The 14,240-nt window shown below is 56.4% G+C and carries 13 protein-coding genes; 8 read left to right on the top strand and 5 right to left on the bottom strand.

Annotation, left to right across the window (positions count from 1 at the left end):
• Position 1: 1 nt before the first annotated feature.
• On the bottom strand, positions 2–1,006 hold the full coding sequence (locus CPA50_RS01165) for an ABC transporter substrate-binding protein (protein ID WP_096780667.1): 1,005 nt from the start codon (positions 1,004–1,006) through the stop codon (positions 2–4).
• 430 nt (positions 1,007–1,436) lie between these two features.
• On the opposite strand from CPA50_RS01165, the gene CPA50_RS01160 reads away from it, so the two are divergent.
• Together CPA50_RS01160 and CPA50_RS01155 are read left to right on the top strand one after the other, a co-directional pair.
• Positions 1,437–2,393: an isopenicillin N synthase family dioxygenase gene (locus CPA50_RS01160; RefSeq protein WP_413772149.1), complete on the top strand. Its 957-nt coding sequence runs from the start codon at positions 1,437–1,439 to the stop codon at positions 2,391–2,393.
• On the top strand, positions 2,386–3,135 hold the full coding sequence (locus tag CPA50_RS01155) for an alpha/beta fold hydrolase (RefSeq protein WP_096780665.1): 750 nt from the start codon (positions 2,386–2,388) through the stop codon (positions 3,133–3,135). The genes CPA50_RS01160 and CPA50_RS01155 overlap by 8 nt, the downstream gene beginning before the upstream one ends.
• Before the next feature lie 53 nt (positions 3,136–3,188).
• Here the strand turns inward: CPA50_RS01155 and CPA50_RS01150 are convergent, their stop codons facing one another.
• Both CPA50_RS01150 and CPA50_RS01145 read right to left on the bottom strand, forming a co-directional pair.
• Positions 3,189–4,175 (bottom strand): ABC transporter substrate-binding protein, encoded by a 987-nt coding sequence (locus tag CPA50_RS01150; protein WP_096780664.1) that lies wholly within the window; start codon positions 4,173–4,175, stop codon positions 3,189–3,191.
• The gene (locus CPA50_RS01145) at positions 4,172–5,146 is read right to left on the bottom strand and encodes an isopenicillin N synthase family dioxygenase (RefSeq protein ID WP_096780663.1); all 975 of its coding nucleotides are present in this window, start codon (positions 5,144–5,146) and stop codon (positions 4,172–4,174) included. Before CPA50_RS01145 ends, CPA50_RS01150 begins: the two co-directional genes overlap by 4 nt.
• Before the next feature lie 238 nt (positions 5,147–5,384).
• On the opposite strand from CPA50_RS01145, the gene CPA50_RS01140 reads away from it, so the two are divergent.
• Positions 5,385–6,749: an 8-oxoguanine deaminase gene (locus tag CPA50_RS01140; protein ID WP_096780662.1), complete on the top strand. Its 1,365-nt coding sequence runs from the start codon at positions 5,385–5,387 to the stop codon at positions 6,747–6,749.
• Between the two features lie 54 nt (positions 6,750–6,803).
• On the opposite strand, the gene CPA50_RS01135 is transcribed toward CPA50_RS01140, so the two are convergent.
• Entirely contained in the window at positions 6,804–7,799 is a 996-nt protein-coding gene (locus tag CPA50_RS01135; RefSeq protein WP_096780661.1) for a formamidase, read from the bottom strand.
• A gap of 82 nt (positions 7,800–7,881) precedes the next feature.
• Positions 7,882–8,571, bottom strand: a complete 690-nt coding sequence (locus CPA50_RS01130; RefSeq protein WP_096780660.1) for a GntR family transcriptional regulator — start codon at positions 8,569–8,571, stop codon at positions 7,882–7,884.
• Between the two features lie 266 nt (positions 8,572–8,837).
• Here CPA50_RS01130 and CPA50_RS01125 point away from each other — a divergent pair, with 266 nt between their 5' ends.
• Genes CPA50_RS01125 through CPA50_RS01105 form a run of 5 tightly spaced genes read left to right on the top strand, consistent with a single transcriptional unit; the run spans position 8,838 to position 14,225 of the window.
• Complete coding sequence (locus CPA50_RS01125; protein WP_096780659.1) at positions 8,838–10,406, top strand: ABC transporter ATP-binding protein; 1,569 nt, start codon at positions 8,838–8,840, stop codon at positions 10,404–10,406.
• A complete protein-coding gene (locus CPA50_RS01120) occupies positions 10,403–11,461 on the top strand; it encodes an ABC transporter permease (RefSeq protein WP_096780658.1) in 1,059 nt (352 codons plus the stop codon). The genes CPA50_RS01125 and CPA50_RS01120 overlap by 4 nt, the downstream gene beginning before the upstream one ends.
• A 37-nt stretch (positions 11,462–11,498) precedes the next feature.
• Entirely contained in the window at positions 11,499–12,431 is a 933-nt protein-coding gene (locus CPA50_RS01115; RefSeq protein ID WP_096780657.1) for an ABC transporter permease, read from the top strand.
• A 31-nt stretch (positions 12,432–12,462) separates the two neighbouring features.
• Positions 12,463–13,524: a BMP family ABC transporter substrate-binding protein gene (locus CPA50_RS01110; protein WP_179397126.1), complete on the top strand. Its 1,062-nt coding sequence runs from the start codon at positions 12,463–12,465 to the stop codon at positions 13,522–13,524.
• The gene (locus CPA50_RS01105) at positions 13,521–14,225 is read left to right on the top strand and encodes an isochorismatase family cysteine hydrolase (RefSeq protein ID WP_202971728.1); all 705 of its coding nucleotides are present in this window, start codon (positions 13,521–13,523) and stop codon (positions 14,223–14,225) included. Before CPA50_RS01110 ends, CPA50_RS01105 begins: the two co-directional genes overlap by 4 nt.
• The last annotated feature ends 15 nt before the right edge of the window (positions 14,226–14,240 follow it).

Below are 14,240 nucleotides of genomic sequence, written 5' to 3'. Positions count from 1 at the left end.
CTTACAGCGCCTCGAGCAAAGTACGATCGATAACGGTTTCCGGGTCCAGGGCATCCCCGGCCAGCTTTTCTGCCTGAGCCACACGGCTCCATGTCAGAGCCACACGTTCTTCTGTGAGCGCTCCCAGGCCATCACGTTCGCTGACATCGTTAACAATCAGCTTCATGGAATCGCCAATCTGGGCAACGGCCACATCAACATCCACCTCAGGCACCATGGTATGCAGGGCTTCGGCGGCTTTAGTCGGATCGTCATGGGTGAGTTTCAGGGATTTGTCGTAGGCGCGCATGAAACGCTTGGCCACGTCCGGACGTTCGCTAAGGAATTTATCAGCAGCAACAACTGAGGATGAGTAAAGTTCGAGCCCGGCATCAGACCATGGCAAAACCACCAGCTTGTTACCCGTTATTTTGGCCTGGCTGTCGAAGAGGGCGATATTGGTGACCCAGGCGATAATGGCGTCAGTACCACCGTTCATCAACATTGGGCCGAGGGCACCCGGGTCCGCCTTGGTGAGCTGAACAGCGTCATCTGCCAGCCCGTTATCCTTCAGTACCAGAGGAAGAAACGCATTCGAAGAAGTGAACGGCGAGGTTGCAACTTTCTTACCCTCGATGTCCGTCACCTTGCTGATACCACTGCTTTCAAGTGTGAAAAAGGCGTGAGGAGCACGATTGAAGATACTGTAAACAGCTTTCACTGGCAGGCTGTCGTCCTGGGCTTTGGCGGCCATCAAGGCACCAATATCAGCGCTACCTATGTCGGCTTGCCCGGTCGCAATCTTGGTTATCGCATCGGTTGAGCCACGGCCACTGGCAATGCGGACCTCCAGCCCTTCGTCTGCAAAGAATCCTTCCTGCACCCCAAGATAAACCGGAGACTTGTCACCGCCGGGCAACCAGTCCAACTGGTAGACAACTTTATCAGCGGCCAGGGCCGACTGGCTCAAAAGACCGCCAGCCAATGATGCTGCAATCAGAAACGAACGAGTGATACGTTTATGCATTTGCTTTCCCCTTCTAAGGTTTATGCTCTGAATTTTTTGATCATTCGGTCAGGTTTTATTAGACAAAGCAAAGGCCAGGCCAGCTTGCCAATCCAGGCACAACAAACGTAACCATAATTGGCTCTCACCTCTGAACAGGCGTCAATTAACGGGCCAACTCGGGCTTTCATGCCGGCACAGGAGCAGAAGGCACTACACCCGGAAACACCCGCTTTTCAATGAGGAATCACGCCCGAATCCAGTGCAAAATCCCGCGCAGTGCCCCTATTTGAGGCCTTAGGCCCGCGACCAACAATTCCTGGACCCCTCAGGCATCAGTGCACGCGCGATTTACACGTCATTGAGCCCTGGCTTATCACTGGCACGCTTCGTGAATTACTGACCACATGGACAGCATTATTAATGAACCTGGAGTCACATCATGAGCACCATTAACGAATCAGGGGCTTCGCTACCTGTTATCGACATGTCGTTACTAACCGGAACCGATCAGCAACGACAGCAGCTGGCCCGATCCCTGGCTGACGTCTGCCTGCACACTGGCTTTTTCTATGCCAGCGGCCACGGCATTCCCGAGGCACTGATCAGCCGGGTATTCGAGGAATCCCGGGCCCTGTTCAATCTGCCCGAGTCAGAGAAAGAATCCATCAACAAGAGCCTCTCCAAGGCCAACCGGGGATACGAACCTCTGAAGGGACAGACTCTGGAACCCGGCTCTCCACCAGATCTTAAAGAAGGTTTCTATATTGGCCAGGAGCTGGATGAATCAGATCCCCGGGTAATAGCCGGTCGCTTCAATCAGGGAGCGAATCAGTGGCCCCAGTCCCTGCCTGCATTCCGCGACACCATGACGGAATACTTCGAGGCCCTGAATGAGCTCAGTAGCCGGATCATGGAGGCTCTGGCCCTGTCGCTTGGGCTCGGCCATGATTTCTTCGAGAATTTTTGCCGTCAGCCCCTGTCTATCCTGCGCCTGCTGCACTACCCACCCCAGCCACCAAACCCGGCCCCAGGGGAGAAAGGTTGCGGGGCCCACACAGACTTTGGCGGCATCACTGTGCTGCTGCTGGACGACAAACCCGGGCTGCAGGTCTGGGACATTAAAGGCGACCGCTGGATCAATGCGGACCCGGTTCCGGGTACTTTTGTCGTTAACCTTGGTGACATGATTGCGCGCTGGACCAACGACCGCTATAGATCCACCCTGCACCGCGTGATCAATACCTCCGGGGCCGAGCGCTACTCGGTACCCTTCTTCTACAGCGGCAATCCCGACCACCAGGTCAGCTGTCTGCCTACTTGTCTGGCAGAGGGCGACCAACCCCACTACCCGCCCACAACCGTGGAAGCCCACCTGATGGATATGTACCGGAGAACTTATGCCTGATACACAAATTACCGCGGTTCTGATTCATGGCGCCTGGGCCGGAGGCTGGGTATGGGAAACCTTCACACCTCATCTTGAAAAACACGGGTTCAGGGTTCTGGCGCCGGACTTGCCCGGATGCGGCCCACGACTGGGAAACCCGGCTGAGGCATCTATTGACCTGTGTGTCGAGGATCTGAAAAAACAGCTCGAAGAAATCGAAGGTCCATTGTTGCTGGTCGGCCACTCCGGCGGTGGCGCCGTGGCCACCCAACTCGCCGAATCCATAGCCGAGCGGGTAATCGGCGTTGCGTATCTGGCAGGTATGATGTTGCCGTCAGGCACTGGCTTCGGTGACCTGGTCAGCGAAATGATAAAGGACTTCCCTGAAGCCTCAGGGATTGGTCCTTTTCTGGAATGGGAGTCCGATGGTCAGGTATCCCGGGTGCAGCCATCAGCTATCCGGAACATTTTCCTGCAAGACGTCAGTGAACAGGTAGCAGAGCAAGCCATTGGCCGGTTCAACCCTCAGGCCGAGGGCAGCCGGGCACTGGTGCCCCGCTGGACACAGGCCCGTTTCGGACAGCTACCGCGGCTCTATGTCGAAGCCCTGCAGGACCGTTCCGTAGTATTGCCAGTGCAACGACGCATGCAGCAACTTGTACCCGGTGCCAGGGTTGTCTCCCTGAATACAGGCCACGTTCCCCAGGTAGCGGCACCCGAGGCCGTAGCCGACGCCCTTGCAGAATTTGTATCGGGCTAGACAAACAAAAAGGGCGACCTCCAGGCCGCCCTTTTTATCCATACCCTTAAAACTCAGTCTGCATAGACCGCTTCGATAAACGAAGTATCAAACGCCTTCTCCCAGTCCAGATCTTCCGGCAGGGTTTCCGCAGCAACCATGTCGTCAAAGAATGCCTTCCAGCGTTCAACGGTCATCATGCCATAGCGCCCACCCTCGGCAGCATCAGAAAGCAACATGTTTTCTTCCTGCATTTTTGCGTAGGTGTATGCGAGCAGCTCATCCTGCATTTCCGGGTTGTCTGCCTTGATCAGCGCATTGGCCGGCTCAGGATTTTCGAAGTAAGCCTTCCAGCCCAGTGCGGTTGCCGTCACCATTTTCTGCACGACTTCCGGATTTTCCTCAATCATCTCACGGGTGGTATCCAGCGTAGCTGCGTAGGCTTTCCAGCCATAGTTAGCCAGCAACAGACTCTTGCCTTCAACACCCGCCTGTTCAAGGAAGAAGCCATCGTTGGTCACGTAGCCCTGCTGAATAGCCTGTTCGTCTCTGATAAACGGTGCAAAGCTGTAGTCATAAGCCTGAAGCTGCTCATCGCTATAACCGTATTCGGTTTTCAGCCAGGGCCAGTAAGCCACACGACCGGCCGTAGGCACGCGCATGGATTTACCTTTCAGATCCTCCAGTGAGTCGTTCCCTGCACCTTTATGTACCACGAGAGTTTGCGGATCTTTCTGGAAGAAAGCCGCCACTGTTACCAATGGAATATCTTCCTTCACAGCATTAAATGACTGCAGGCTGTACCCCATGATGAAATCCATCTTGCCGCCCATTAGCAACTGCACATTGTTCACCTGAGGACCACCCATCTTGATGGTGACGTCCAGGCCCTGCTCTTCGTAGAGCCCCATGGCTTTGGCTGCATAAAATCCACCGTGCTCCGCCTGGGCATACCAGGTGGTAGACACGGTAACCGGGATGAGGTCTTCTGCATAAGCAACACCGGAAATGGTGCTGAGCGACAAGGTGATACCGGCCGCCAGGTTTTTGAGTTTGTTCATAGTGATTCCTCAGTTGCTGGGCTGGATGCCCCATAGGTATTGGTAAGCTTTTCATGCAGGTGCTGACCTGCCGAAATCGGGCCGTAGATCGGCGGATTTTCTGCCGTTGCGCAGCTATCAATGCAGGCTATTTCCGCCGATTTATTGGGGTGACAGAAAAAGGCGATGGAATACCGGTCTTTGAAACGGTTTTCCGGAGCCACATTCACCCGGTGAGGCGTTGAGCAAAATACATGGTTGGTCCACCTGTGCATCAGGTCACCGGTATTGACCACAACAGTTCCGGGTATCGGTGTGGCCCTTAGCCACTCTCCACCACGGGTACGGACTTCCAGACCGCCTACCGAATCCTGGAACAACAAGGTAATACTTCCGTAATCGGTATGAGCTCCCGCCCGGCTTTCTCCACCTTCAGGCTCAAACCCTTCAGGAAGAGGCGGGTAGTGCAGTAATCGCAACGTATGATCATGCTCGTTGTGGGCGTCTACAAAAAAGTCTGCTGGCAGATCCAGAGCAAGGGCAAATGCTTCCAGCACGTTACCCGCGGTCTGAGTACATTCCGCAAGGAACCCTCTCATTACTGCCTCAAACTGAGGCTGACCAGCTGGCCAGAGATTTTTAATCGCTTCCGGGCCTGAACGCTCCGGCGCCAGATTGAAAGCTTCTTTCAGATCCCCCGGGCGAGTGGGGTCCAGCTTCTCTCGCTTGACTCCAACATAGCCCCGGTTGCTCTCGGCATTCTGCCAGGCCACCTGCTGCTTCATTTCAAGTGGCAGGCCAAAGAATGCCGTTGACGTAGCGAATGCCTCCGTCAGCTTTTCTTCCGGCATGCCGCAGCCGGACAAATAAAAGAAGCCCCATTCCTGGCTGGCCTGCCGCATCTGCGCCGCCACTGCCTTACGATCTGCCTCAGTTCCATTCAGGAACGGATCAAAATCAATTACAGGTATTTCCAGTCCCTCATCCGCCATGATCTCTCCTGTTGCATTAATAATTAACTACCCATCTGGTCAATATATTTGCAACAGGCGTGCCATATAAAAAAGCCCGAAAACCATGGCATACAAGGGATACACAGTAATTCTCTGCATCAAAAAAGTGCAGGCGCCCCATTTTCTGACCATTTCGTCAACCTTTCAGGCATTTAAATAAGGCACCACTATTGCATGTAAACTGACTACAAACTTTCGCAACGGGAACATGCCAGCAATGACAGACACACTGTTACTGAAGAACGCCCGGGTCATCGCCACCATGGACGACGAAGAGCGTGAAATTGAAAATGGCTACATACTTGTCCGCGACAACCGCATTGAAGCCGTTGGGACATCCGATGAATGCCCAGAGGATGCCAGCCGCACAATCGATCTTAGTGGCCATGTAGTGATTCCAGGCCTCATCAACACTCACCACCACATGTTCCAGTCCCTGACCCGGGCTTTACCTGCTGCCCAGAACGGGGAGCTGTTCGACTGGCTCAGTGCCCTGTTCCCCGTCTGGCGCAACATCACACCGGAAATGCAACGGGCGGCAAGCCGTACCGCCATGGCCGAACTCATGTTGTCCGGGTGCACTACAGCTGCCGATCACGCCTACCTGTATGTGAACGGCATCACTCTGGATGACAGTGTTCAGGCAGCCATTGAAATGGGGATCCGTTTTCACGCCGCGAGAGGAGCTATGAGCCTCGGCCAGAGTCAGGGCGGCCTGCCACCGGATGAACTGGTGGAAGCAGACGAACACGCGATTCTCAGGGACATGCAGCGAGCGGTTGAGACTCACCACGACTACAGCCCGGATGCCATGATCCGGGTAGCGCTGGCACCCTGCTCACCCTTCACTGTCACCAAAGACCTGATGCGCGAAGCAGCCACCATGGCAAGATCACTGAAGGTGGGGCTGCATACCCATACAGCGGAAAACTGGAAAGACCTGGCGTTCAGTATGGAACGCTACGGCATGACACCTACGGAATTCTCCGAAGATGTAGGCTGGGTGGGCGAAGATGTATGGCATGCGCACTGCGTACATCTTGATGCACCAGGTATTGAACTGTTTGCCCGCACAGGTACCGGAGTTGCCCACTGCCCCTGCTCCAATATGCGGCTGGCTTCAGGCATTGCACCTGTAAGGCAAATGCTGGATGCCGGAGTCAAGGTAAGCCTGGGTGTAGACGGCAGCGCGTCCAATGACAGCGGAAATCTTCTCGATGAAGCCCGGCTGGCCATGTTGTCCGCACGGGTAAGGGATCAGCAACCCGGAGCCATGACTGCCCGCGAAGCACTGCGTATCGCCACTCGTGGTGGTGCCGAAGTTCTGGGAAGAGGCGACGCTCTTGGCCGCATTCAGCCTGGTTACTGCGCTGATATAGTCGCTTTCCGCACAGATGACATCGGCATGGCCGGAGGCCAGAGTGACCCGCTTGCCTCTCTGGTTTTCTGCACACCGCCACGGGTGCACTGGAGCATCATCAATGGTCGGATCGTTATTGAAGACGGCCATCTTCGGAGCCGGTCACTAACGCACATCATTGAAGAGCAGAACCGGATGGCTTCGCAGTTAGTGGGGATCTGAACAACACAAAATCAGGAGGGCACATGCCCTCCTGGCAATCCTGCTCACCTGCCATCAGCCAGGCTTGTATTCACGTTCCGGCGGTTCAAAACCAAAGCCCCTGCCATCCACCACTTTCACATCATCATCCCAGGGCAGCCTGTACTGGCCACGCACCATATCCTGCATGAATGTGTACGGACAATCGCTGGCGCCGCCTTTCACCGCTACATAGCCACGGTGTCCAAGCTGATAGATATTATTCTCGACGCCCCAGTGGATACGGGCCTCATCTACCAGGTCAGGGCGCACTTCTGCAGTGATGATTTCATCGGCAAAGCCATTACCTTCTACCATCGGCTCACCATCAAAATTAACCACCATACCTTCGCCCATGGAGTTAAAGGTGCCGTCACTCCCCGCCAGGCAAACATTGGCGGTCACCATCAGGTTACAGAATGCATTGGCTTGATTGGTGATTTTCCAGGAATGTCGGATCGGCGCTGTGTAGCCAGCTGTGCGCAGCATGATATTGGCGCCTTTGTAGGCGCACTCGCGAGCGACTTCCGGGAACATGCCATCATGACAGATGGCCAGTGACAGACGGCTGCCATTAGGGCCATCGCAGACGGGAATGCCAAGGTTACCTGGCTCCCATGGCTCCACTGGCACCCATGGGTGCAACTTGCGATAGAACAGCCGTAATTCACCAGTGTTATCGATAATCACACCAGTGTTATAGGGGTTGCCTTCAGGGTTGCTCTCCATGATGGAAAAACACCCCCAGATGTCGTGCTCCCGGCAGGCGGCCTGAAACGCCGCCATTTCCGGGCCGTCGCGGTCACACATGATGGCCGGGTCGATGCTCATGGAGAGACCGTGCAGGCAATACTCGGGAAACACCACAAGATCCATGACTGGTGACTGGCGGCGAGCCTTGCCTACCAACTCACACACGCGGCGGGTCTGACTCGCCAGCTGCTCTGGCGTAGACACATCTGGCAGCTGCAGCTGAACCAGACCTATCACAACGCCATTGGGAGATTTATTCAACCCACCTAGTCCACTCATACTGCCTCCAGTCTTGTCGGTGTCATTCGGAATGAAAACTATGGAGCAGGAACCATGCCATCAGGCTGGGCGTCCGACCGAACTAGCCTTCCTCTTCCCTCAAACGCCGGCGGGCTTCGAGCTGAACCAGAGTCACCTCACGACTCTTGGTCTGGCTCTCGTGAATATGAGCCCGAAGTACATTCGTGGCCGCAGCCAGGTCGTTGGCGAGAATTCTCTGACAGATCTCATGATGTTCTTCGTAGGTTTTTATCACGCTTTCCGTATCGGGCAGCCCCAGGCGCCGAACAATCCTGATATGGTCATTCACACCCTTCAGGTACTGCACCAGCACCATATTGCCGCTGAGGCTGGCGAGCCGGATATGAAAGGCCTCTTCGGCATCCTTGAAACATTCCGTTCCTTCGGAACCGTACATCAGCTTCCGCGGGTCCCAGTCATCCGCAAGCTGCGCCAGTTCCCGGTAGGGCACCCGCTGACTTGTAAGCGCCACTCCCTCCAGTTCAAGACCAACCCGCACGTCGTAGTATTCCGCCAGTTCAAAAACATCAAGCTGGCGAATGTAGCAACCATGCTTGGGGCGAATAGTCAGATATCCTTCTACAGCCAAGCGCTGAAGCGCCTCCCTGACCGGTGTCCGGCTGACGCTGAACCGTTGCGCCAGCTCAGTTTCCGTGACCCGACTCCCCGGATACAGATCAAGAGTCATAATCCCCTGACGCAGCTCGTCGTAGATGCGGTCAGCGGTCCACTTCCGTGTTAATTCAGTCATGTCTCGCTCCTACTCTTTGTTGCATACATCATTAACTATAGAGGAAGACTTTTCAATCCATTCCACACCTCTGTTAGCGCACTTATTCTGTGCAGATACAGACTTTCCGCACCAAAATAAAACACCAACCGTATTATTTTTCTCGTTATTTCTGACAGTTATTAAGCTCAATGGAATACAGGCACCTTAACCATACGCCCGGACCTCATCTGGCATGATCCATGCAATCTTGTATACAACAGAAATAAACGAAAAGAGTCGTTGTCATGAACATCCAGCTTTACAACATCACCAAACGCTTCGGCGACGTTACGGCAAATGACGGAATCTCTCTGGACATTTGTACCGGAGAGGTGGTCGCACTGCTCGGAGAGAACGGCGCGGGTAAAAGCACCCTCATGAAGATGCTGTTTGGGCTGTATCCTCCGGATGACGGCGCCATTCTCATTGACGACAAAGAAACCACCATTGAGTCGCCCCAGAAAGCAATGTCTCTGGGTATTGGCATGGTATTCCAGCAGTTCAACCTGGTACCCGCCCTGTCCGTACTGGACAACCTGCTACTGGCCTACCCGAAACCGCCCTTCTGGACCTTTCGCCGGCTTTTCCGCACGTCTCCTCGCAAGGCCGTACTCACCTATCTGCAGGAGCTGGCCCCGGGTCTGACACCGGACACACTGGTGCGAGACCTTTCCGTGGGACAACGGCAACTGCTTGAACTGGTCAAGGTTCTGAATCTGGACGCAAAGGTTCTGATTCTGGATGAGCCCACATCAGTGCTTCCACCCCAGGAAGCAGAACGCCTCTGGGCACTTATCCGGAAACTGTCAGAGGCTGGCCGCAGCGTGGTGCTTATCACCCACAAAATGCAGGACGTGATGGCTTGTGCTCACCGGGTTGTCGTGATGCGGGCCGGCCAGGTGGTTCAGACACTGGATCGTAAACAGTGCACAGAATCCTCTCTGGTGAGCCTTATGATGGGGGACAGCAACCAGCGCTCCGCCATTGAGGTCACGCCCCGTGAAGCCTTCGCCAACCGGCCGCCCCGGATTTCGATCCGGGACCTCAGTGCCCGTCACGGAGTCCAGTCAGTGGAGAACATCCGACTGGATATTGCACCCGGCGAGATTCTCGGAGTTGCCGGAGTTTCCGGCAATGGCCAGCACTTATTGGCAGACGCACTGGTAGGCCTGACGCCACTAGCCAGGGGAGAAGTCATCATTGATGGTCATATCCTGCAGTCCGCCAGCCGCCCCCCGAGCACTTCAGACCGGGTGTCCTATATACCGGAACAACCGGCGGTTAACGCGGTCGCGGCAGATCTGTCGCTGACAACCAATGTAGCCCTCGCTCATTTCCGGCACTTGAGCTTCTTCCCTGCCTGGGCGCCGGAAGAGCAACTGACCCGGGACATTATCCAACGCTACCAGGTACGCCCCGATAACCCGGCGCTGGCGGCAGGCCAACTGTCTGGCGGCAACCTTCAGAAACTGGTTGTGGGCAGAGAACTGGAAGGAGATAAAGATCTGATCGTCGCCGCCTACCCCACCATGGGGCTGGATGCCGGCGCCGCCCACGACATTTACCAGGCCCTGTTTGCCAAAGCTAATGACGGTGCTGCGGTGTTGTGGATTTCGGAAGACCTGGACGACCTCATGTCTTACGCCCATCGCATTGCTGTGCTGCAGGGAGGCCGGATATCCGGGATTTTCGACCCGCGGGAGTGCGACCGGCTGGATATAGGCAGGGCCATGACTGGCGAACATCAGCCTGCCAACCCCCAAATACCAACCGGACAGAAACCCGCTGACTCACACGCGAGGGCCGCATCATGACAAACGCCACCCAACCTGTTTTAAAACCTGGGCTGCGACTGTTGGCGGGCCCGGCCGGCGCCGTTCTGGTCATGGCTATCATTTTCGTGGTGGCAACCCTGGCGTTCTTTGCCATCAATGGCCGTGAAGCAGTATCCCTGTTCCAGGAAATGGTCATGGGCGCCTTCGGCGACAGCTATTCCTTCAGCGAGACCCTGGTTAAAACCGCTCCCATTCTGCTGACTGCCCTGGCAGTTGCCCTGCCTGCCCGGCTTGGACTGATCAGTGTTGGTGGCGAAGGGCAACTCTACCTGGGCGCCCTGTTTGGCACCGGGGCCGTGCTGGCCGCGGTGGATCAGCCCGGCTGGATACTGATGCCGCTGATGCTTACCGGCGCCATGGCTGGTGGCGCGCTCTGGGGAGTAATCCCCGGGCTGCTCAAGACCCGTCTCGGGGTCAATGAAACCATATCCACCCTGTTGCTGAACTACGTGGGAATCCTGTTGGTGAGCTTTGTGGTCCATGGCCCCTGGAAAAACCCTAACTCTCTCGGATGGCCTGCCACTATTGAGTTTCCGGCCGGGGCGATCCTGCCGCAATTCTTCGACACCCGGGTCCACATGGGGCTGGTGTTCGGCATTGTAGCCGCCGTCATCCTGCACATACTGGTAACCCGAAGCCGTTGGGGCCTTGGCCTTCAGGTCAGCCGCAGCAACCCTCGGGTCGGCGCGACTGCCGGTATTTCCTACGAGCGCAACGTACTTATTGTCATGGCCGTGGGCGGATTACTGGCTGGCCTCGCCGGTATCGCCGAAGCTTCTGTGATCCAGAATCGCCTGCAGGATGGTCTGGCCAGTGGCTATGGCATGACCGGCTTTCTGGTGGCATGGCTCGCCGGCCAGCATTTCCTGCGAATCATTCCGTTATCGGTGCTGATGGGCGGCCTGCTGGCCTCCGCAGACTCTCTGCAACTGTATGCCCAGCTTCCCAAAGCCAGCGCCGACATTCTTCAGGCACTGCTGTTCATCATCGTGCTCGCCGTAGCAAGCCTGTGGGGCCGGCGCCGTAACACCTGAGCGGCCCATAGCCCGATAGCAATCCAAAGGATCCTGTATGGAATACTTTACAACTGAACTCCTTACCCTTCTGTTTGCTGCCTTGCGCAGTGCCACACCGGTGCTCGCCGTGGTGCTTGGCGAGGCCATGACCCAGCGCAGTGGTGTTATCAACCTTGGAGTAGAAGGTCAGATGTTGCTGGGCGCAATGACCGGCTTCGCGGTAGCGTCCGTGACCGGCGATCCCTGGCTGGGCGTTATGGCCGCCTGCTTTGCCGGCATCGCACTATCAATGGTGCACGCCATACTTGTACTCGGGTGTGGCGCCAACCAGATTGCCAGCGGCGTTGCGGTACTGGTTCTCGGCAGTGGTCTCAGTGCCTACTATGGCACGCCTTTCGTAGGCGACAAGATCGACACCCTGGGCAATCTGAACCATACGTTCGTCAGCGATATTCCGCTGCTCGGCCAGTTTCTTGGCCCCATCACTCCAACTGTGCTGCTCACCCTGCTCGCGATCCCGGTTATCTCCATTTTCCTGTTCCGGACCCGCACCGGCCTGCGCTGGCGCTCCACCGGTGAATCCCAGGACATCACCCGCAACCTCGGGCACAACCCGATGCACTATCAACTGGCAGCCATTGCCTTTGGTGGTCTGATGTCAGGTTTTGCCGGCGCTGCACTGGCGGTGGACTACACCGCCAACTGGGTCGAAGGCATGACCGCAGGCCGGGGGCTGGTTGCTGTCGGCCTGGTAATTGTTGCCCGCTGGAACCCCTGGTACGCATTACCAGCGGCCCTGCTGTTTGGCGCCTCCGAAGCCCTCAACCTGAAACTGCAGTCCTGGGGCGTGAATATTTCTCCCTACCTGCTGGCAACCCTCCCTTACATGATCCCCCTGAGCGTGCTGATGCTCAGCTATCGCGGCCTCAAGGCAAGCGGTGGCGGCATGCCAGCCGGTCTCAGGGTGGTATTCCAAAATGCCCGATAACCAACCAGACATTATCAAACGGAGAATCTCCATGAAAAAAGTAATCCGCACTCTACTCGCTACTTCTATCCTGGCAATCAGCGTCCAGGCCGCCGCAGAGACCAAGGTTGGTTTTATTTACGTTGGCCCGAAGTCTGACTATGGCTACAACTATGCTCAGGAACAGGGCCGGCTTTACCTGGAAGAACACATGGACGACGTGGAAACTGTGTACTTCGAGAACATTCCGGAGAACGCAGATGTTCAGCGCGTTATGGAACGCATGGTCCGTTCCGGCGTGGAGGTGGTCTTCCCTACCAGCTACGGCTACCTTGACCACGCGCTGAAGGTTGCCGAGAAGTATCCCGACGTTCACTTTGCCCACTCCGGTGGCCTCAAGACCTCCGATAACCTGATGACCTACTTTGCCGAGATCGACCAGGCCATGTACCTGGCGGGTGTCGCTGCTGGCCTGACCACCGGGACCAACCAACTTGGCTTTATCGCCGCGCACCCGATCCCGCAGGTACTGCGTAACATCAATGCCTTCACCCGGGGCGCCCAGAGCGTGAATCCAGAGGTCACCACTTCCGTGATCTGGACTTCCAGCTGGTCGGACCCGACCCGGGAAGCTGAAGCAGCAGAAGCCCTGATCAGCGGCGGTGCCGATGTACTGACCGGCCATGTGGACTCCCCCATTAACTATGTTCAGGTAGCTGAGCGCCGGGGTGTCTACTCCGTGGGCTACCATGCCGACGCGAGCCAGTTCGCACCGAAAGGCTGGCTGGTTGGCGCCATCTGGAACTGGGGCCCGATGATGGTAAATATCGTCAATTCTGCTAAAGACGGCAGCTGGAAATCCGAGCACCTGCGCGGCGACCTGCTGACCGAGGCCGCCAAGCTTAGCGATTTCGGCAGTGCCGTCAGCGAAGAGGACCAACAGACCGTACTGGATCGTCGGGAAGCAATCATGAATGAAGAGCTTCAGGTCTGGGCCGGCCCGGTGTTTGGTCAGGATGGGAAAGTGATCGTCAAGGAAGGTGACACCATGACCCTTGAAGAAACCGAGAAGATGGACTTCCTGGTGCAAGGCGTACAGGGGCGGCTTAAGTGAGCGAAGCGGCAACCTTCACGGTAGCAGATGCAAGGCCATATGCGTGGCCTTGCATAGCACCGGTAGAGCCTCGGAAACTGGCGCTGATCGTTATCGATATGCAGAAAGACTTCTGCGCTCCGGGAGGTTACATCGACTCCCAGGGGGTCGATCTGACTCCCGCGAGAGCAACCATTGATCCCATTCAGCGCGTGTTGGCAGCTTTCCGAAAGCTGCCGGAGGCGCTGGTCATCCACACCCGTGAAGGTCATCGACCGGAGCTGGTGGACCTGCCTGCCAACAAGCAATGGCGCAGCGAACAGGTCTGTCCCGGTATCGGCAATGCCGGCCCGCTGGGCAGAATTCTGGTGCGCGGCGAACCCGGCTGGGAAATCATTCCGGAACTGGCGCCCGCCCCTGGTGAAATCGTAATCGACAAACCAGGCAAGGGCGCCTTCTACGCTACCGATCTGGATCACATTCTGCGGTTGCGAGGCATTACTCACCTCATCGTCGTTGGCCTGACCACCGATGTGTGCGTACACACCACCATCCGTGATGCCAACGACCGGGGACTTGAGACACTGATTCTGCGGGACTGCACCGCCGCCACCGAAACCCGGCACCGGGACGCCATATTCACCATGACAGAAATGCAGGGTGGGCTGTTCGGTGCTACGGCGACCTCCGGACAACTCCTTGAAGCCCTTTCAACCGTTTGACCAATTATGGAGCCA

Source organism: Marinobacter sp. ANT_B65 (assembly GCF_002407605.1).
GTDB lineage: Bacteria > Pseudomonadota > Gammaproteobacteria > Pseudomonadales > Oleiphilaceae > Marinobacter.
Note: the sequence above shows the minus strand (reverse complement) of the source record. Positions and strands in the feature narration are given on the sequence as shown.

Coding starts and splice junctions, on each gene's coding strand:
- CPA50_RS01135 (WP_096780661.1), bottom strand. CDS start 7,799: ATGAGTGGACTAGGTGGGTTGAATAAATCTCCCAATGGCGTTGTGATA.
- CPA50_RS01125 (WP_096780659.1), top strand. CDS start 8,838: ATGAACATCCAGCTTTACAACATCACCAAACGCTTCGGCGACGTTACG.
- CPA50_RS01145 (WP_096780663.1), bottom strand. CDS start 5,146: ATGGCGGATGAGGGACTGGAAATACCTGTAATTGATTTTGATCCGTTC.
- CPA50_RS01120 (WP_096780658.1), top strand. CDS start 10,403: ATGACAAACGCCACCCAACCTGTTTTAAAACCTGGGCTGCGACTGTTG.
- CPA50_RS01110 (WP_179397126.1), top strand. CDS start 12,463: ATGAAAAAAGTAATCCGCACTCTACTCGCTACTTCTATCCTGGCAATC.
- CPA50_RS01130 (WP_096780660.1), bottom strand. CDS start 8,571: ATGACTGAATTAACACGGAAGTGGACCGCTGACCGCATCTACGACGAG.
- CPA50_RS01155 (WP_096780665.1), top strand. CDS start 2,386: ATGCCTGATACACAAATTACCGCGGTTCTGATTCATGGCGCCTGGGCC.
- CPA50_RS01115 (WP_096780657.1), top strand. CDS start 11,499: ATGGAATACTTTACAACTGAACTCCTTACCCTTCTGTTTGCTGCCTTG.
- CPA50_RS01140 (WP_096780662.1), top strand. CDS start 5,385: ATGACAGACACACTGTTACTGAAGAACGCCCGGGTCATCGCCACCATG.
- CPA50_RS01150 (WP_096780664.1), bottom strand. CDS start 4,175: ATGAACAAACTCAAAAACCTGGCGGCCGGTATCACCTTGTCGCTCAGC.
- CPA50_RS01165 (WP_096780667.1), bottom strand. CDS start 1,006: ATGCATAAACGTATCACTCGTTCGTTTCTGATTGCAGCATCATTGGCT.